Genomic DNA, 16,776 nt, shown 5'->3' with positions numbered 1-16,776 from the left:
AAGCCGGGGTTGTTTTTTTGTATCTTACCACTGTCATGGCTGACGCGAAAATGGTCATCCTAAAAAACAGCCGTATCGTTTAAAAAGTAACAAATCGGGAATACCTTTACTCACATCTAAATGAAAGGAGTATAAACGTGACAGATCGCGCTGAGCAAAAAAATAGTTCTGTGCCTGAAGGAATCTGGATTATGAGGCAAACTTGGAATGATGTCTTATTTGCCCACTGGCCTGTTGATGCTTCTAACCTTCGGGCTATGATTCCGCCGGTTTTAGAGTTAGATACATATAACGGACAAGCTTGGATCAGCATGCTTCCCTTTATGCTCACGAACCTGAGGGCGCGTTTTCTTCCTTCCATTCCCGGTGCGCGTGCATTTCCTGAGCTTAACCTCCGCACCTATGTCACTTATAAAGGCAAGCCCGGCATTTATTTTTTCAGCTTAGATGCTGATCATCGGCTGGCAGTCCTGGGCGCTCGCACGTTCTTTCATTTACCTTATTTTTACGCGGATATGAAAGCTGAAAAAAACGGTGATGGCATTGACTATGTCAGCAAGCGGAGAGACGACGGAGAAGCAGCATTCCGCGCCGCATACCGGCCCATTTCAGCTCCTTTTACAGCGGAAGAGGATTCCCTCGATTATTGGCTGACGGAACGATACAGACTCTATACCACTTATCGCAACAAGCTCTATTACGAAGACATTCATCATCATCCTTGGCTTCTCCAAAATGCTAAGGCCGAGTTTTCGGTCAATACGATGGCTGATGCTCACAACATCGCATTGCCAGCGTCAGATCCATTGCTTCATTATGCCAAAAAACAGGACGTGTTATTTTGGCCGCTTAGGCAATGGCGCTGAATGCAAGAAAAAACCCGATGCGGGCAAGCGCACTCGGGTTTTCCTTTTTTATTTCGCTGCCTCTTCAATAATGGCAACAACCATTTCTGCCGTTTTAACGAGTTCTTCGACTGGCATTTTTTCATTCTTTGTATGAATTTGCTCATAACCGACAGCAAGGTTGACCGTTGGGATGCCATGGCCTGCAATCACGTTCGCGTCGCTTCCGCCGCCGCTTGTTTGCAGCTCGCTTGGCCGTCCGATTTTAGCAGCCGCTTTTTTCGCAATTTCAACCACTTGGTCGCCGTCTTGATATTTGAAGCCCGGATACATGACTTCAATTTCGACTTCTGCCCGTCCGCCCATATCATTAGCCGCCTCTTCAAATGCAGCTTTCATTTTTTGAACCTGAGCTTCCATTTTCTCTGGAACTAAAGAGCGTGCTTCAGCAAGAATATGGACTTCGTCGCACACAATGTTTGTCTGTGTGCCGCCTTCAAACCGGCCGATGTTTGCTGTTGTTTCTTCATCAATACGGCCCAATGGCATTTTTGAAATGGCTTTGCTAGCGATTGTAATCGCTGAAATGCCTTTTTCAGGTTCAACCCCGGCGTGTGCGGTTTTCCCGTATATTGCCGCTCTTACCTTCGCTTGTGTCGGCGCGGCCACAATAATATTTCCGACTTTTCCGTCTGAGTCAAGGGCATAGCCGTAGGATGCCGTGATCATAGAACGGTCAAGCGCCTTTGCTCCGATCAGGCCTGATTCCTCACCTACAGTGATGATGAATTCAATCGTGCCGTGCTCAATGTTTTCTTCTTTCAGCACTTTAATCGCTTCAAACATAGCAGCCAGCCCCGCTTTATCATCAGCGCCTAAAATCGTAGTGCCGTCTGTTTTGACATAGCCTTCCTCAACAACCGGTTTTACGCCGTTTCCGGGTACAACTGTGTCCATATGAGATGTAAAATAGATCGTATCTGCTTGGTTTGTCCCTTTTAATGTGCAGATCAGGTTTCCCGCTCCGTGGCCAGTGATATCCATTGTATCGTCTTCTTTAACGTCCACACCTAAATCAGAAAATTTTTGTTTCAGCACTTTGCAGATGTCTGCTTCGTGTTTTGTTTCTGAGTCAATTTGGACAAGCTCTAAAAATTCTTCCAGCAGGCGTTTTTCATTCACCATGTGTAAGTCCCTCCATGTTAAAGCGGTATGTTACCGTGCTTTTTTTTCGGTCTCTCTTCTGTCTTATGTGCAAGCATGTAAAAAGCTTGGATCAGTCTTTTCCTTGATTCTTCTGGCAAAATGATGTCATCAACCATTCCGTAGGCCGCCGCTTTGTATGGACCGGCGTTTTGCTTTTTGTATTCAGCAGTTTTTTCGCGTTTTGTCTTTTGCGGGTCGGCTGAAGCTTTTATTTCTTTTTCATACAAAATCGATGCCGCACCTTCTGAACCCATCACTGCGATTTCAGCATTCGGCCATGCAAACACAAGGTCCGCTCCGATTGCTTTGCTGTTCATAGCGACATAGGCGCCGCCGTACGCTTTTCTGATAATGAGCGTGACTTTTGGGACGGTCGCTTCTGCATAGGCAAACAATAATTTTGCTCCGTGCCTGATAATTCCGTTATGCTCCTGCTGAACACCGGGCAGAAACCCCGGAACATCCTCGACAGTTAACAGCGGTATGTCAAAGGCGTCGCAAAAACGGATGAACCTCGCTGCTTTATCTGCAGCGTCAATCGTCAGGCTTCCCGCCAGATGCTTCGGCTGGCTCGCAACGATGCCGATCGTTTTTTCACCCAGCCTTGCAAACCCGATAACAATGTTTTTCGCAAAAAACGGCTGAATTTCAAAAAAAGACTGCGGATCAGCCAGCTCCTTAATTACCGTCCGCACATCATACGGTTTTGTCGTGTCAGCGGGCACGAGACGGTTTAATAACGGTCTGGAGGCCTCTTTCTCAGGTAGCGGCGCTGCTGTCTGACCATTCAGCGGCAAATAAGACAGCAGTTTTTTCACTCCTGTCAGAACCTCCTTCTCCGTATGTCCGGAAAAGTGGGCGTTTCCGCTGACGGCATTATGTATTCCCGCTCCACCTAAGCTCTCCGCATCAACCTGTTCTCCTGTCACTTTTTCAATTACCTTCGGCCCGGTAATAAACATCCGGCCGGTCTGTTCAGCCATAAATATAAAATCTGTGAGTGCCGGAGAATACACAGCGCCTCCAGCGCACGGCCCTAAAATAACCGATATTTGCGGAATGACTCCGGAGTATAAGACATTTCGGTAAAATATGTGACCGTATCCATCTAATGATACCACACCCTCTTGAATTCTCGCACCACCTGAGTCATTCAGCCCGATAATCGGTGCCTTATTTTTCGCAGCCAGATCCATCAGTGCGCAGATTTTTTTGGCGTGGGTTTCGCCAAGCGCCCCTCCGAACACTGTGAAGTCTTGCGCAAATACATATACAGAGCGGCCATCAATTGTGCCGTACCCTGTCACGACTCCATCCCCTAACATACGCTGTTCTCTTGTTAACACTTGACTTTCCATGAAGGGATTCAACTCGATAAAGCTGTCCTGATCAAGAAGAAACGTGATCCTTTCCCGAGCGGTGAGCTTTCCCTTTTGCCGCTGCTGAGCCAGCTTTTCATGTCCTCCGCCTTGTTCTGCCTGCCTGCGTCTCGTGTATAAATGATCAATATGCTCATTCATGTTCAACGGTTTGGACTCCTTTCGGCTCGCATAGCTCTACAAGAACGCCGTTTGTTTCCCGCGGAGAAAGAAATGCGATCTTTTTCCCGTTAGCTCCCTGTCTTGGATACCTGTCAATCAATTGAACTTGCCGGTCAGACAATGCTTGCAGCTGTTCAGATAAGCCGGTGCACAAAAACGCAACATGATGCAGCCCCTGCCCTTTCTTCTCCAAAAATAAACGGACGGGGCTGTCAGGTGTCAACGGTTCTATCAGCTCCAGCTTGACGCTTCCCGCTTGAAAAAAAGCAACATTCACCTTTTGCTCTTCAACCGTTTCTTGATGAAGAAACGCAAGCCCCAATATATCTTCATAAAAGCTTCTCGCTTCTTCTATCGAAAAAACAGCTATCCCAATATGGTCAAGCCTGTTCATTTTCATCCCTGCCTTCCGTCAATAGATATCGCTTGTCCGCCCAGTCAAAACACGCTAAAATATAGACAGATTGTCTAAGGAGTGAAATCATGTCTCAAAAACTGATGAAAAGCGTTTTAATCGTGATTTTGGGAGTTTTTATTCTTTCAACTGTACTCTCAGGAATCGTCATGTTTTTCTAACGATAAAAAAGCAGGCGGCCTTATTGATTAGGAACATCCTGCTTTTTTATCAGAGCTTTATGCTTGATAGCAATCTCTTCAAAAGAGCGGGAGTCGTCCGTAATCAGCACTCTCGTACCCACCGGAATCGTTCGAAACAGATGAACGACCTCATCGTTATGCATACGTATACAGCCGTTAGACACAAATTTCCCTATTGATTCTTCCCGGTTTGTCCCATGAATTCCGTAAATCCGCCCGTCTGTTCCTTTCGCGTCAAATCCGATCCATCTTGCCCCAAGCGGGTTGTCAGGAGATCCTCCTTCTATATTTTTCTTTCTGTAGTAAGGATTCGCCGCTTTTACTGTTACCGAAAATTCCCCTTCAGGCGTCAGATCGTCTGTTTTTCCGGTCGCCACGCTGTACACCCCTTCTACTTTGTTGTCGAGGATGACAGCCAGTTTGTTTGTTCTCTTGTTGACAATGACATAAGGATCCCCCGGCAGCGGGTTTTCGCCAAGCGGCCAAATCGGTGAAATCATCATCATAAAAATTGAACATAAGAAAAAACGCATAAGCTCCTCCTTTTTCATTAGGTTGACCAATGAAGGAAGAGCTCATGCGAATCATGCGAGTGATTTTTGCGCTTTTATTCCTTTAAAATAGCTTTTGATCACTAAATATTGTTCCATTTCGCCGAGTAGATGGAAGAGAGCGGCTCGTGCTTCAAATTCCTCTCTTGTCGCCGGAAGCGGCATCTCCTCAAATTCTTTTCTCATGTCAGCAAGTCTTTTCAGAAATTTGTGCGCCGTATTTCCCGGGTGTATCGCTTCCCGCAAATCATGAATAAATTCAGCGATCATTTTTCCCTGATCTACTGTAATGGAGATGGAAGTCACTTTAGGGAGAAGGCGTTCAATAATTTCAAATTGCTTTTCTCTCATTTTAAAATAATGATAATGCAGATTTTCGTAGCGCAGAATGTGGTTTTGCACATCTCGGTACGCCAGGTTTTTCGCCTCCGTGATGAGCTGGTGTGTTTCCGGAATTTCCTTTCCAGTCCAATCTTGCTCACCAGTTAACAAATACCGCTCTATTTCTGCAAAAATAACAGCAAAGTTATCCTCTATCTTTTTGCGATAGGCAATCAGCTTCCGGTCAAGGCTCGGCATATACAAGTTCATCAAAAGAGCGACACCGATACCAACCGTAATTAACTGAACTTCATTCCAAATGAAAGCAAGCGTAATGCCGCCGGACATGTATAAATGAAGGATAATAACGGAACTGGTAACGATCCCCTCGTTAATTTTTAACAGGACCGTTATCGGAATGAATATCAAGAGAAGCGCTCCGATAACAAACGGATGATAGCCAATCAGCTCGAAAAAGAGATAAGAAAAAAGAATTGCCAGACAGCATGCGGCAAAGCGGGCCCACGACGCCTGAAGCGACCGTTTTTGTGTGATTTGAATGCACAAAATGGTGATGATTCCTGCTGATGCGAAGTTTTGCAAATGCAATAGCTGGCTTATATAAATAGCCAAAGCTGTTCCAAGCGCGGTCTTTATTGTGCGGTAACCAATTTTAAACATGTCGGACTCCATTTCTATTTGTTTCTTCAATAAAAAAGAAGAAGCGATCAGCCTTCTTCTTTTTTTCTATATTCTATAATATTTTCTCTAAAAAGTCCTGCGCTCTTTTGGATTTTGGCGAAAGAAAAAATTCTTTCGGATTGCCGTCCTCGACAATCATTCCTTGGTCCATAAACAGCACTCGGTCTGCCACTTCTTTTGCGAATCCCATTTCATGTGTGACGATCACCATAGTCATGCCGGTTTCGACCAGCTCTTTCATAACCTGGAGCACTTCCTTAACCATCTCAGGATCAAGTGCAGAGGTCGGTTCGTCAAACAGCATGATTTCCGGATTCATCGCAAGTGCCCGGGCGATGGCGACACGCTGTTTTTGTCCGCCAGACAAGCGGTTTGGATAGTCATTTCTCTTTTCAAACAAACCGACTTTGCGGAGCAGCTCTTCAGCTTTTTCCTGTGCAGCCTGTTTTGATTCTTTTTTGACATTAACAGGCGCGTACATGATATTTTCGAGAACCGTCTTGTGCGGAAAGAGATGAAAATGCTGAAAAACCATCCCGATGTTTTCCCGCACCTTTAATGTGTTGGTTTTCGGCTTCGTGATCTCGTTGTCTTTGATTGTTATGGTTCCGCCGTTAGGTTTTTCCAACAGGTTTAAACAGCGAAGGAACGTTGATTTGCCTGAGCCTGAAGGGCCGATTACGGCAACAACCTCTCCTTCAGCGATTGTTGTTGAAATGTTTTTTAATACTTCGTGTTTCCCAAATGATTTTGACAGCTTTTCAACCTTAATCATTGGATTTCAGCTTCCTTTCTACAGCCTTGCCGATAAACGTTAAAATCAGGACAAGCACATAATAAATCAATCCGGCGATAATGAGCGGCTCAAGGTAATTGTAAGTGGCGGCGCCAGCTTGATAAGCGCGTCTCATGACATCACCAAGCCCGATGACGGTGACGATCGCCGATTCTTTTGTTAACGTAATTAATTCATTCACAATTGCAGGTGATATATTTTTGAAGGCCTGCGGCAACAGCAGATCCTTCATCATTTTGCCGTACGGGACACCCAGTGCGACAGCCGCCTCTTTTTGCCCTTTATCAATGGCGTTGATTCCGGCTCTGATAATTTCCGATACATAAGCGGCGGAATTCAATGACAATGCGACAACCGCAGCCCAAAACTGGTCAATTTGAAAGCCGAGCAGCTGAGGAAGCCCGAAATAGACAATCATAAGCTGCAGCACTAAAGGCGTACCACGGAACACTGATGTATAAAAATCAGCGATCCAGACCAGAGGGCGGAACGTGCTGATCTTGCATAAGCTTAGCACAATACCCAGTATAAGTCCGATAATGGCTGATACGATGACAATTTTCAAAGTAATTGCCAAGCCTTCTAATATAAAAGGAATTTGGGGGATCGTTGCTGAAAAATCCAAATTCATAGTCTTTGTCTCCTTTTCTTACAGGAAAAAAGATTTCCTATTCAATAAAAAGGCTCAACGAAAAGTTGAGCCGCTTTTTTTACTTCTCGCCAGTGAACCATTTCTTCTTCAATTTCTCGAGCTCTCCGTTATCTTCCATTTCCTTGAGGGCTTTATTGAATTTGTCTGTCAGTTCACTGTCCTTTCTGAAAGCAATCGCTGAACCGGCTTCCTCTGCTTTCGCATCAGGAATCACGAAGCCTTGCAGGTCGTCATTTGATTTGAAATACCCTTCTGCTACCATGTCTTCGATAATCGCGGCATCAAAGCGGTCAGATTTGATTTCCTGCACCAAATCAGAAATTCTGTTGCGGTCTTCTGTTTTAAAAGCATATTCCGGAGAAAGCTCTTTCCCCTTCTCTTCCTGAATAGAGCCAAGCTGAACGCCGACTGTTTTTCCTTTCAGATCTTTCAAAGATGTAATGCCGCTGTCTTTTTTGCTGACAATCATATGGTTCGCTGTGTAGTACACATCGGAAAAATCAACTTGTTTTTTACGATCAGGCGTCGGTGTCATTCCGGACAAAACCAAATCAACTTGTTTTGATTTCAGTGCTGTGATTAAACTGTTGAAGTCCATATCCTGCACTTGAATTTCGTAGCCAGTCTTCTTCGCAAGCGCTTTTGCCAAATCTACATCAAAGCCGACAATATTATCGCCTTCCTTATATTCAAACGGTTTATAATCCGCCGAAGTGCCCATAATTAACTTTTTCTTGCCGCCTTCAGAACCTGAATTGCTTGAGCCGCAAGCCGATAATGCTAAAGTGATGCAGGCAGCTATAAGTAATAAGAGCCATTTTTTCATGATCCATTTCCCCCATATTCATTACTTTTAGTGTATTTGAATATTTATTCGTTAATTTGTATTTTAAACAGTTTCTTATCTTTATGCAATACTATTTTTAAAATTATCTTTAAGCTTATTTTCCCAGCAATCTCTTTTTGATATTACTAGATAAAAATAGATTCATTGTTCAACTGCATTGAATAAACTTTTAATATTTATTCATATCCCTTTGGAATTTTATGCACAAAAAACCGGGGCCTCCTAGGCACCCGGGATGTTTGTCTTATAGTTCTTCACAATATTCTTCAAAGGCTTCCTGCAGCTTTGCCACAACTGCCATCGGCTCATGGCCTTCAATTTCATGGCGTTCCACCATTTTCATAATTTTTCCGTCTTTCAAAATCGCAAAGGACGGAGAAGATGGCGGATATCCTTCAAAATAATCACGCGCTCGCGCTGTCGCTTCTTTATCCTGTCCGGCAAAGACGGTAACGAGCTGATCAGGTCTTTTATCATAGTGAACGGAATGGTATGCGGCCGGTCTTGCAATTCCTCCGGCGCATCCGCAAACAGAGTTTACCATGACTAGCGTCGTTCCTTTTTTCGTAAGTGCCTCATCCACCTCTTCAGCTGTTTTCAGCTCAGTGTATCCGGCAGCTGTAATTTCTTGTCTCGCTTGGCGGACAATGTCATTCATAAATAAATTAAAGTCCATGTTCAATGAAGACCTCTCCTTTTTCATCATCTGTTCTTATGATAGCAAGGAAACGTCCATATCGGCAAATGACATTGCTTGGCCGCACACTTTTTTGCTCTCCGTTTACAGCTTACAGAAAAAGGGGATTATATAACCAGATGTAAAATAAAGGAGCAGTTTTGTATGAGCCACCGGAAAGCATTACTGATTCATAACGGAAATGCCGGCAACAAAAATATAGAAAAAGCTTTAGGGGCTGTGGTGCCGGTTTTATCACAATCTTTAGATGAGGTGATCATTAGACAAACAAAGAAAAAGGATGATGCGTATCATTTTTGCCAATCCATTGATGATTCTGTCGACACCGTCTTTATTCTCGGCGGCGACGGCACGGTCCACCAATGCATAAACGGCATCAGTGCTTTAGAAAGAAAGCCCGCGGTCGGAATTTTGCCCGGCGGCACGTGCAATGACTTTTCAAGAGTGCTGGGCATCCCTCAAAATCTCGCAAAGGCGGCGGAAGCGCTTGTATCAGGAAAAAAAACAAGCGTAGATGTATGTCAGATGAACGAGCGCTATTTTTTAAATTTCTGGGGGATTGGCCTGATTACAGAAACATCGAATCAAATTAACGAAACGGAAAAAGCATTATTGGGAAAAATCAGCTATTTTACAAGTGCATTGCGTACCGTCTCATCTGCCGGATCGTTTCCGATGACCTTAAAAATTGATGGAAAAGAAATTAAAGAAGAAGCCGTTATGCTGCTTGTCATGAACGGACAATATATTGGTACAAACCGAATTCCCCTGCCGGATGCCAGTATAGAAGACGGCTTACTCGATATCCTCATTTGCCGCAACACCAACCTCTCCGCATTGCGGGAGCTGATGAGCATGGAACAGGGCACAATTGATCGTTTTACCGGAGAGCTGTCCTATATTCAGGCCTCCCGTATCGAAATTGAAACAGACACTGTCAAAAAAGCTGATACAGATGGAGAAGTCTATACTCATACGCCTGCGGTGATTCAAGTGCTGCCACAGCACATTGATATGCTTGTCCCGTCCAATGAATAACGATAAGGATCGAACACTGTTAGAAAGATTTTGCAAATCCGTTGACTCTCCCCTAAGAGGAGGGCTTACAGTATAAGAGATACACTTTCGAAAAAGGGGAAGTCACATGGAGAAACAAAATATCACTTTAATGATATTATTAACAAATTTATTTATTGCTTTTTTAGGAATCGGGCTTGTGATTCCGGTAACGCCCACCATTATGAATGAATTGCATTTATCGGGTACGGCGGTCGGCTATATGGTTGCCTGCTTTGCTGTTACACAGCTTATTGTATCACCAATAGGCGGACGATGGGTTGACCGCTTCGGACGTAAAATCATGATCGTGATCGGTCTGTTGTTCTTTAGTGTTTCGGAGTTTTTATTCGGCATCGGAAAAACAGTTGAGATTTTATTTATATCCCGTATGCTTGGCGGAATCAGCGCAGCCTTCATTATGCCCGGGGTAACGGCTTTTATTGCAGATATCACGACCATTAAAACACGTCCGAAAGCGCTCGGTTATATGTCAGCTGCTATTTCTACAGGCTTTATTATCGGCCCAGGCATCGGGGGATTTTTAGCGGAAATCCATTCCCGCCTGCCATTTTTCTTTGCGGCAGCCTTTGCATTGTTAGCAGCCATTTTATCAATGCTCACGCTGCGCGAGCCGGAACGAAACCCTGAAAATCAGGACATAAAAGGGCAGAAGACAGGCTTCAAACGGATTTTTGCCCCTATGTATTTCATTGCTTTTCTCATTATCTTGATTTCATCTTTTGGTTTAGCGTCATTTGAATCGTTATTTGCGTTATTCGTTGACCATAAATACGGATTTACAGCCAGCGACATTGCCGTCATGATTACAGGAGGAGCGATTGTTGGCGCCATTACGCAAGTCGTCTTATTCGACCGCTTTACAAGATGGTTTGGCGAAATCCACTTAATTCGGTATAGCTTAATTCTCTCGACGAGTCTTGTATTCTTGATGACAATCGTGAATTCTTATGTTTCAATTCTGCTGGTTACAGTCACCGTATTTGTCGGATTTGATCTCATGCGGCCGGCGGTAACGACTTATCTGTCAAAGATTGCGGGAAATGAACAGGGGTTTGCCGGCGGTATGAATTCAATGTTTACAAGTATCGGCAATGTTTTCGGGCCTATTATCGGCGGAATGCTGTTCGATATCGATGTAAACTATCCATTCTACTTTGCAACGGTAGCTTTAGCCATAGGCATTGCACTGACCATTGCTTGGAAAGCGCCTGCACATCTTAAAGCCAGCACGTGATAAAAAGCGTATTCTTTGTGTACTGCAAAGAATGCGCTTCTTTATTATACTGATCATATAAGGAGTGATGGCATGAAGGAGTCGTATTACTCAATTGGAGAAGTTTCAAAACTGGCAAACGTGTCGATTAAAGCGCTCCGTTATTACGATAAAATTGATTTATTTAAACCCGCCTATGTCGATCCGGATACAAGCTACCGCTATTATACAGATTCCCAGCTCATTCATCTGGATTTGATCAAATCATTGAAATATATCGGCACACCTTTAGAAGAGATGAAAAAGGCACAGGACTTAGAGATGGAAGAACTGTTTGCTTTTTATACAGAGCAGGAGAAGCAAATCAGGGAGAAATTAGACTTTTTATCAGCATTGGAGCAAACCATTTCGTTGGTGAAAAAGCGGATGAAACGGCAGATGGAATATCCCGCGCTCGGCGAGGTGTTTGTTTTAGATGAAGAAGAAACCCGCATCATTCAGACAGAGGCAGAGGGAATCGGGCCTGAAAACGTGCTCAATGCCTCCTACAGCAAATTAAAAAAATTTATCGAATCAGCAGATGGATTTACGAACAATAGCTACGGCGCTACTTTCTCGTTTCAGCCGTACACCAGCATTGATGAAATGACTTACCGTCATATCTTTACGCCTGTATTGACGAATAAACAAATTTCTGCCATTACGCCAGATATGGAAATCACAACGATCCCTAAAGGCAGATATGTTTGTATCGCATATAACTTTTCACCTGAGCATTATTTTCTCAACTTACAGAAGCTTATCAAGTATATCACAGACCGCCAATTAACAGTTGTCAGTGATGTTTACGAGTTAATCATACCGATTCATTACTCACCGAAAAAACAAGAAGAATACCGGGTCGAAATGAAAATTCGAATCTCTGAATAATGTTGCATAGAAAAAGAGCATTTTTTGAAGATATGTGTCAAAAAATGCTCTTTTTGCTTATTTAGTAAACAGATGTTTTTTCGTCAATCGATTCTAAAATTTGTTTCACTCGTCCCAGGAATCGCCCGCACACAAGGCCGTCAAGCACTCTGTGATCCAAGGACAGGCACAGATTGACCATGTCTCTGACAGCAATCATGCCATGATCCATGACAACCGGGCGTTTGACGATGGATTCCACTTGAAGAATCGCAGCCTGAGGGTAGTTGATGATGCCCATCGACTGTACAGATCCGAACGAACCTGTATTGTTGACGGTAAACGTTCCTCCCTGCATGTCGTCTGCTGAGAGTTTTCCGTCTCTTACTTTTTTGGCAAGGTCAGTAATTTCTCTCGCAATGCCTTTAATTGTTTTTTCATCAGCGTTTTTAATCACCGGAACAAATAAAGAATCCTCTGTCGCAACCGCTATTGAAATATTGATATCCTTTTTCTGAATAATCTTGTCGCCCGCCCACATACTATTCATTTGCGGGAATTCTTTTAACGCCTGAGCGACCGCTTTGACGAAAAAGGCGAAGAACGTTAAATTAAACCCTTCTGTCTTCTTGAATGAATCTTTTATACTGTTGCGGTATGCCACCATATTTGTGACGTCGACTTCCATCATCGTCCAAGCATGCGGAATTTCTGTTTTGCTTCGTTTCATATTGGAAGCAATTGCTTTTCTTACGCCTGTGACAGGGATTTCTTTATCTCCGGCTGCAGACGCAGGATATGAAATCTCTTCCTTCGGCTCTGGTTTTGGTGCAGACTCAGGTGCAGGAGCTGCTGTTTTCGGCTTCTCAGGCCGTTCTTGCACGCCGCCTGTCTCAATGATACGCTGAATATCTTTTCGCGTAATGCGGCCGCCGGCACCAGTTCCTGTCACTTGATCAAGATCAATGCCGTGCTCTCCGGCTAAACGGAGTACAGCTGGCGAGTAGCGCTTTTTATTTGGCTGACTGGCTGCTTCGGCGCTTTCTGCAGCAGGCGTCTCAGCAGCTTCTGATGCCACTGGCTGCTCTTGTTTTTGTTCAGCCGGATTCGCGCCTTCTGTTTCGATTTTGCAAATCACTTCTCCGACTTGCAGGGTCTGGCCTTCTTCACCCACAAGCTCTGTTATCGTCCCGGTAAAAGAAGACGGAACCTCTGCATTTACTTTATCTGTCATGACTTCCGCTATCGGATCGTACTTGTTCACTTTATCACCGGGGGAGACAAGCCATTTGCTGATCGTCCCCTCTGTCACGCTTTCTCCAAGCTGCGGCATCGTCATTTGTTCAATTGCCATGATTGTATCCTCCTTACGTCTTTAAAACTCCGCTAGTTCTCTCATCGCCGCTTCCACTTTATCAGGGTTGACCATAAAGTATTTTTCCATTGTCGGCGCATAAGGCATAGCCGGAATATCAGGACCTGCAAGCCGTTTGATCGGCGCGTCTAAGTCGAAGAGACAATGCTCGGATATAATCGCAGCTACCTCACTCATGATGCTGCCTTCTTTTGTATCTTCTGTGACCAAAAGGACCTTTCCAGTTTTGGATGCGGCTTCGATGATTGCTTCTTTATCAAGCGGGTAAACCGTTCTTAAATCCACCACATGTACTGAGATGCCATCTTTTTCGAGACGTTCTGCAGCCTGTAACGCGAAGTGGACACACAGGCCATATGTGATTACCGTGATGTCGTCGCCTTCCCGTTTTACATCAGCCTTGCCGATTGGCAGGACATAATCATCTGCCGGAACCTCTCCTTTTATCAGGCGGTAGGCGCGCTTGTGCTCAAAAAACAGCACCGGATCTTCATCACGAACTGCGGCTTTTAAGAGTCCTTTCGCGTCATATGGCGTTGAAGGCATGACAATTTTCAGTCCGGGCTGATTGGCGAAAATCGCCTCGACTGATTGAGAATGATAAAGGGCCCCGTGTACGCCTCCGCCGTATGGCGCTCTGACAACAATCGGACAGCTCCAGTCATTGTTGCTGCGGTAGCGGATTTTAGCCGCTTCAGAAATGATTTGGTTGACCGCTGGCATAATAAAATCAGCAAATTGCATTTCGGCAATCGGTCTCATGCCGTACATAGCCGCTCCGATACCGACTCCGGCGATCGCTGATTCAGCAAGCGGCGTATCCATAACACGCTCTTCCCCGAATTGTTCGTACAGGCCGGCTGTGGCTTTAAATACACCGCCTTTTTTTCCTACATCTTCCCCAAGAACGAAAACGCGAGGATCTCGTTCCATTTCCTCTTTCATCGCCAAATTGATCGAATCAATATATGACATTACTGACATTTGTTCTTCCTCCCTACTTCGCATACACATAATCAAGCGCTGACTCAGGAGCTGCATAAGGGGCGTTCTCCGCTTCATCCGTCGCTTCGTTGATGATTGCCATGATCTCATCCAGCATGGTTTGTTCTGTCTCATCGGACAGCAGGCCTGTTTCCTTTAAGTAAGCTTGGTAAGTAAGCAGGGGATCACTTTTTTTCGCTTCCTCTACTTCTTCACGGCCTCTGTAGCTGCTGTCATCGTCATCACTGGAATGCGGTGTAAGGCGGTAAGAAATGGTTTCAATTAATGTCGGGCCTTCTCCTCTTCGCGCCCGTTCGCGTGCTTCTTTAACCGCTTGATAAACTTCCAGCGGATCATTTCCATTCACAGTTACGCCAGGCATCCCATAGCCTACGGCACGGTCGGAAATGTTCTCACATGCAACTTGCTTATCGTAAGGCACTGAGATTGCGTATTTGTTGTTTTCACACATGAAAATAACCGGCAGCTTATGGACAGCGGCAAAGTTTGCCCCTTCATGGAAATCGCCTTGGTTTGAAGAGCCTTCACCAAATGTAACAAAGGCTGCGATATCCTTTTTCTCCATACGTCCCGCCAGCGCAATGCCGACTGCGTGCGGCACTTGCGTTGTTACTGGAGATGATCCCGTCACGATGCGGTTTTTCTTTTGTCCAAAATGCCCCGGCATCTGGCGGCCTCCTGAGTTCGGATCTGATGCTTTGGCAAACCCGGACATCATTAAGTCCTTTGCTGTCATACCAAACGCCAGCACGACACCCATATCTCTGTAGTACGGCAGTACATAATCCATTTCACGGTCAAGAGCGAAAGCCGCTCCTACCTGTGCTGCTTCCTGTCCTTGACAAGAGATCACGAATGGAATTTTGCCAGAGCGGTTTAACAGCCACATTCTTTCATCAATTTTTCTTGCTAACAGCATGGTTCTATACATATCAACGGCTTCCTGATCAGTCAGCCCTAGTGCTTGATGTCGGTTTGTACTCATTCAAGCCCCTCCTTTATGCTTTTAAAAATGAATGGCTTTGCCGTCTGCGGCAAGCGCTGCTTCTCCAATCGCTTCAGAAAGCGTCGGATGCGGGTGAATCGTTTGTCCGACCTCCCACGGCGTCGCATCCAGCACTTTGGCAAGACCAGCTTCTGAAATCATGTCGGTGACATGCGGGCCGATCATATGCACGCCGAGAATATCATCCGTATCACGATCCGCCACGATTTTTACAAATCCGTCGCTTTCTCCGTATACAAGCGCTTTTCCAATTGCCATAAATGGGAATTTGCCGATCTTGACATTATGCCCATTCTCCTTTGCCTCTTCTTCGGTTAAGCCGACACTGGCAGCTTCCGGGCTAGAGTAGATGCACTTCGGTACAAGCGTTGGATCAAGCGGATGCGGATTGAGACCTGCAAAATGCTCAACGGCAATGATTCCTTCATGTGATGCAACATGGGCTAATTGAAGGCCCCCGATCACGTCTCCGATTGCATAAATATGAGATTCCTTCGTTTGGCAGTTTTCATTGACTGAAATGACGCCATTTTCAGTGACAATATCGGTGTTTTCTATGCCGATGCCTTCGATATTTGCCTGTCTGCCGATGGAAACGAGCATTTTTTCAGCAGAGTAGGTAACGGTTTCTCCGTCTTTTTCCGCTTGTATGCTGATGTCGTCTGATGTTTTTGCCATTGTGTCAGGCAGCACTTTTGTGCCTGTAACGAACTGAATGCCTTTTTTCTTAAGAAGACTTTCCATTTCTTTTGAAATGTCTTGATCTTCAGTCGGCAATATGCGGTCCGCGTATTCAATAACCGTTACCTTCACGCCAAAATCATGAAGCATAGATGCCCATTCGATACCGATAACGCCTCCGCCGACGATGATGATCGATTTTGGCAGCTCTTCCAATTGGAGAGCCTCATCTGAAGTCAATACATACTTGCCGTCCGCTTCAAGGCCCGGAAGCATTCTCGGTCTTGATCCTGTTGCAATGATGACTTGTTTCGGGATCAGCATGTCATTTTCTTCGCCATTTCCCCGCTCAACAGAAATCGTTCCAGGCATCGGAGAGAAGATTGACGGTCCGAGGATACGGCCATATCCGTTATACACGTCGATTTTTCCTTTTTTCATTAAATGATTCACACCGGCTGCAAGCTTATCAACAACAGCTTGCTTACGCTGCTGCACTTTTTCAAAGTTGAGGGACACGCCTTCCGTTTCCACTCCGAATTGGTCGGCTTCACGAGCAGTCCGATATACCTCTGCACTTCTAAGCAGCGCTTTACTCGGGATACAGCCTTTATGGAGACATGTTCCCCCGAGCTTTTCCTTTTCAACAACGGCTGTTTTTAAGCCGAGCTGAGCGGCCCTGATCGCCGCAACATAACCGCCGGTACCGCCGCCCAGAATGACTATGTCATACTCAGTTGCCATGGTGACTC

General features: G+C 45.1%; 18 protein-coding genes. 5 read left to right on the top strand and 13 right to left on the bottom strand.

The genetic code is table 11. The features are described from left to right. The first annotated feature begins 137 nt into the window (after positions 1-137). The gene (locus tag CVV77_RS00975; RefSeq protein ID WP_100274435.1) at positions 138-866 is read left to right on the top strand and encodes a YqjF family protein; all 729 of its coding nucleotides are present in this window, start codon (positions 138-140) and stop codon (positions 864-866) included. 48 nt (positions 867-914) lie between these two features. Here the strand turns inward: CVV77_RS00975 and CVV77_RS00970 are convergent, their stop codons facing one another. The 3 genes from CVV77_RS00970 to mce are packed head-to-tail and all read right to left on the bottom strand — an operon-like array spanning position 915 to position 3,986. Continuing rightward, positions 915-2,030: a tripeptidase T gene (locus CVV77_RS00970; RefSeq protein ID WP_100274434.1), complete on the bottom strand. Its 1,116-nt coding sequence runs from the start codon at positions 2,028-2,030 to the stop codon at positions 915-917. A gap of 17 nt (positions 2,031-2,047) precedes the next feature. After that, entirely contained in the window at positions 2,048-3,571 is a 1,524-nt protein-coding gene (locus tag CVV77_RS00965; RefSeq protein ID WP_100275116.1) for an acyl-CoA carboxylase subunit beta, read from the bottom strand. Then, positions 3,564-3,986 carry a methylmalonyl-CoA epimerase gene (gene mce / locus CVV77_RS00960; RefSeq protein WP_029316855.1) on the bottom strand — a complete coding sequence of 141 codons (423 nt, stop codon included), beginning with the start codon at positions 3,984-3,986 and terminating at the stop codon, positions 3,564-3,566. Before mce ends, CVV77_RS00965 begins: the two co-directional genes overlap by 8 nt. Before the next feature lie 89 nt (positions 3,987-4,075). On the opposite strand from mce, the gene prli42 reads away from it, so the two are divergent. Continuing rightward, entirely contained in the window at positions 4,076-4,168 is a 93-nt protein-coding gene (prli42, locus tag CVV77_RS21925; RefSeq protein ID WP_019258837.1) for a stressosome-associated protein Prli42, read from the top strand. Positions 4,169-4,188: 20 nt separating this feature from the next. Here the strand turns inward: prli42 and CVV77_RS00955 are convergent, their stop codons facing one another. The 6 genes from CVV77_RS00955 to brxB all read right to left on the bottom strand — a co-directional run bounded on the left by CVV77_RS00955 (position 4,189) and on the right by brxB (position 8,740). Continuing rightward, positions 4,189-4,722, bottom strand: coding sequence for a L,D-transpeptidase (locus tag CVV77_RS00955; protein ID WP_100274433.1), 534 nt, complete (start codon positions 4,720-4,722; stop codon positions 4,189-4,191). Positions 4,723-4,773: 51 nt separating this feature from the next. Further along, positions 4,774-5,742, bottom strand: a complete 969-nt coding sequence (locus CVV77_RS00950) for an aromatic acid exporter family protein (protein ID WP_003236825.1) — start codon at positions 5,740-5,742, stop codon at positions 4,774-4,776. A 73-nt stretch (positions 5,743-5,815) separates the two neighbouring features. Then, complete coding sequence (gene artM, locus CVV77_RS00945) at positions 5,816-6,538, bottom strand: arginine ABC transporter ATP-binding protein ArtM (RefSeq protein ID WP_019258840.1); 723 nt, start codon at positions 6,536-6,538, stop codon at positions 5,816-5,818. Next, positions 6,531-7,190 carry an arginine ABC transporter permease ArtQ gene (gene artQ / locus CVV77_RS00940; RefSeq protein ID WP_100274432.1) on the bottom strand — a complete coding sequence of 220 codons (660 nt, stop codon included), beginning with the start codon at positions 7,188-7,190 and terminating at the stop codon, positions 6,531-6,533. Before artQ ends, artM begins: the two co-directional genes overlap by 8 nt. A gap of 79 nt (positions 7,191-7,269) precedes the next feature. Then, positions 7,270-8,037, bottom strand: a complete 768-nt coding sequence (gene artP / locus CVV77_RS00935) for an arginine ABC transporter substrate-binding protein ArtP (RefSeq protein WP_100274431.1) — start codon at positions 8,035-8,037, stop codon at positions 7,270-7,272. 265 nt (positions 8,038-8,302) lie between these two features. Beyond that, on the bottom strand, positions 8,303-8,740 hold the full coding sequence (gene brxB / locus CVV77_RS00930) for a bacilliredoxin BrxB (protein WP_100274430.1): 438 nt from the start codon (positions 8,738-8,740) through the stop codon (positions 8,303-8,305). A 159-nt stretch (positions 8,741-8,899) separates the two neighbouring features. Between brxB and CVV77_RS00925 the strand changes: the two genes are divergently transcribed. From CVV77_RS00925 to bmrR, 3 genes are all read left to right on the top strand, one after another. After that, positions 8,900-9,793 carry a YegS/Rv2252/BmrU family lipid kinase gene (locus CVV77_RS00925; protein ID WP_019258843.1) on the top strand — a complete coding sequence of 298 codons (894 nt, stop codon included), beginning with the start codon at positions 8,900-8,902 and terminating at the stop codon, positions 9,791-9,793. Positions 9,794-9,899: 106 nt separating this feature from the next. Then, positions 9,900-11,069: a multidrug efflux MFS transporter Bmr gene (gene bmr, locus CVV77_RS00920; RefSeq protein ID WP_003236835.1), complete on the top strand. Its 1,170-nt coding sequence runs from the start codon at positions 9,900-9,902 to the stop codon at positions 11,067-11,069. A 72-nt stretch (positions 11,070-11,141) separates the two neighbouring features. After that, on the top strand, positions 11,142-11,978 hold the full coding sequence (gene bmrR / locus CVV77_RS00915) for a multidrug efflux transcriptional regulator BmrR (protein WP_100274429.1): 837 nt from the start codon (positions 11,142-11,144) through the stop codon (positions 11,976-11,978). Between the two features lie 61 nt (positions 11,979-12,039). Here bmrR and bfmBB read toward each other — a convergent pair whose 3' ends face one another. The 4 genes from bfmBB to lpdA are packed head-to-tail and all read right to left on the bottom strand — an operon-like array spanning position 12,040 to position 16,768. Continuing rightward, the gene (bfmBB, locus tag CVV77_RS00910; protein ID WP_100274428.1) at positions 12,040-13,311 is read right to left on the bottom strand and encodes a branched-chain alpha-keto dehydrogenase complex dihydrolipoyllysine-residue (2-methylpropanoyl)transferase; all 1,272 of its coding nucleotides are present in this window, start codon (positions 13,309-13,311) and stop codon (positions 12,040-12,042) included. A 21-nt stretch (positions 13,312-13,332) separates the two neighbouring features. After that, a complete protein-coding gene (bfmBAB, locus tag CVV77_RS00905; RefSeq protein ID WP_003236844.1) occupies positions 13,333-14,316 on the bottom strand; it encodes a 3-methyl-2-oxobutanoate dehydrogenase subunit beta in 984 nt (327 codons plus the stop codon). Between the two features lie 13 nt (positions 14,317-14,329). Next, positions 14,330-15,322, bottom strand: a complete 993-nt coding sequence (gene bfmBAA / locus CVV77_RS00900) for a 3-methyl-2-oxobutanoate dehydrogenase subunit alpha (RefSeq protein ID WP_100274427.1) — start codon at positions 15,320-15,322, stop codon at positions 14,330-14,332. A 21-nt stretch (positions 15,323-15,343) separates the two neighbouring features. Then, a complete protein-coding gene (gene lpdA / locus CVV77_RS00895) occupies positions 15,344-16,768 on the bottom strand; it encodes a dihydrolipoyl dehydrogenase (protein ID WP_100274426.1) in 1,425 nt (474 codons plus the stop codon). Positions 16,769-16,776 lie beyond the last annotated feature (8 nt).

The sequence above is a fragment of the Bacillus sp. SN1 genome (genome assembly GCF_002796895.1).
Taxonomy (GTDB): Bacteria; Bacillota; Bacilli; order Bacillales; family Bacillaceae; genus Bacillus; species Bacillus inaquosorum.
Note: the sequence above shows the minus strand (reverse complement) of the source record. Positions and strands in the feature narration are given on the sequence as shown.

Excerpts from the sequence above, each read along its gene's own strand:
- CVV77_RS00970 (WP_100274434.1), bottom strand. The coding sequence starts at position 2,030 with ATGGTGAATGAAAAACGCCTGCTGGAAGAATTTTTAGAGCTTGTCCAA.
- CVV77_RS00965 (WP_100275116.1), bottom strand. The coding sequence starts at position 3,571 with ATGAATGAGCATATTGATCATTTATACACGAGACGCAGGCAGGCAGAA.
- mce (WP_029316855.1), bottom strand. The coding sequence starts at position 3,986 with ATGAACAGGCTTGACCATATTGGGATAGCTGTTTTTTCGATAGAAGAA.
- prli42 (WP_019258837.1), top strand. The coding sequence starts at position 4,076 with ATGTCTCAAAAACTGATGAAAAGCGTTTTAATCGTGATTTTGGGAGTT.
- CVV77_RS00955 (WP_100274433.1), bottom strand. The coding sequence starts at position 4,722 with ATGCGTTTTTTCTTATGTTCAATTTTTATGATGATGATTTCACCGATT.
- CVV77_RS00950 (WP_003236825.1), bottom strand. The coding sequence starts at position 5,742 with ATGTTTAAAATTGGTTACCGCACAATAAAGACCGCGCTTGGAACAGCT.
- artM (WP_019258840.1), bottom strand. The coding sequence starts at position 6,538 with ATGATTAAGGTTGAAAAGCTGTCAAAATCATTTGGGAAACACGAAGTA.
- artQ (WP_100274432.1), bottom strand. The coding sequence starts at position 7,190 with ATGAATTTGGATTTTTCAGCAACGATCCCCCAAATTCCTTTTATATTA.
- artP (WP_100274431.1), bottom strand. The coding sequence starts at position 8,037 with ATGAAAAAATGGCTCTTATTACTTATAGCTGCCTGCATCACTTTAGCA.
- CVV77_RS00925 (WP_019258843.1), top strand. The coding sequence starts at position 8,900 with ATGAGCCACCGGAAAGCATTACTGATTCATAACGGAAATGCCGGCAAC.
- bmr (WP_003236835.1), top strand. The coding sequence starts at position 9,900 with ATGGAGAAACAAAATATCACTTTAATGATATTATTAACAAATTTATTT.
- bmrR (WP_100274429.1), top strand. The coding sequence starts at position 11,142 with ATGAAGGAGTCGTATTACTCAATTGGAGAAGTTTCAAAACTGGCAAAC.
- bfmBB (WP_100274428.1), bottom strand. The coding sequence starts at position 13,311 with ATGGCAATTGAACAAATGACGATGCCGCAGCTTGGAGAAAGCGTGACA.
- bfmBAB (WP_003236844.1), bottom strand. The coding sequence starts at position 14,316 with ATGTCAGTAATGTCATATATTGATTCGATCAATTTGGCGATGAAAGAG.
- bfmBAA (WP_100274427.1), bottom strand. The coding sequence starts at position 15,322 with ATGAGTACAAACCGACATCAAGCACTAGGGCTGACTGATCAGGAAGCC.
- lpdA (WP_100274426.1), bottom strand. The coding sequence starts at position 16,768 with ATGGCAACTGAGTATGACATAGTCATTCTGGGCGGCGGTACCGGCGGT.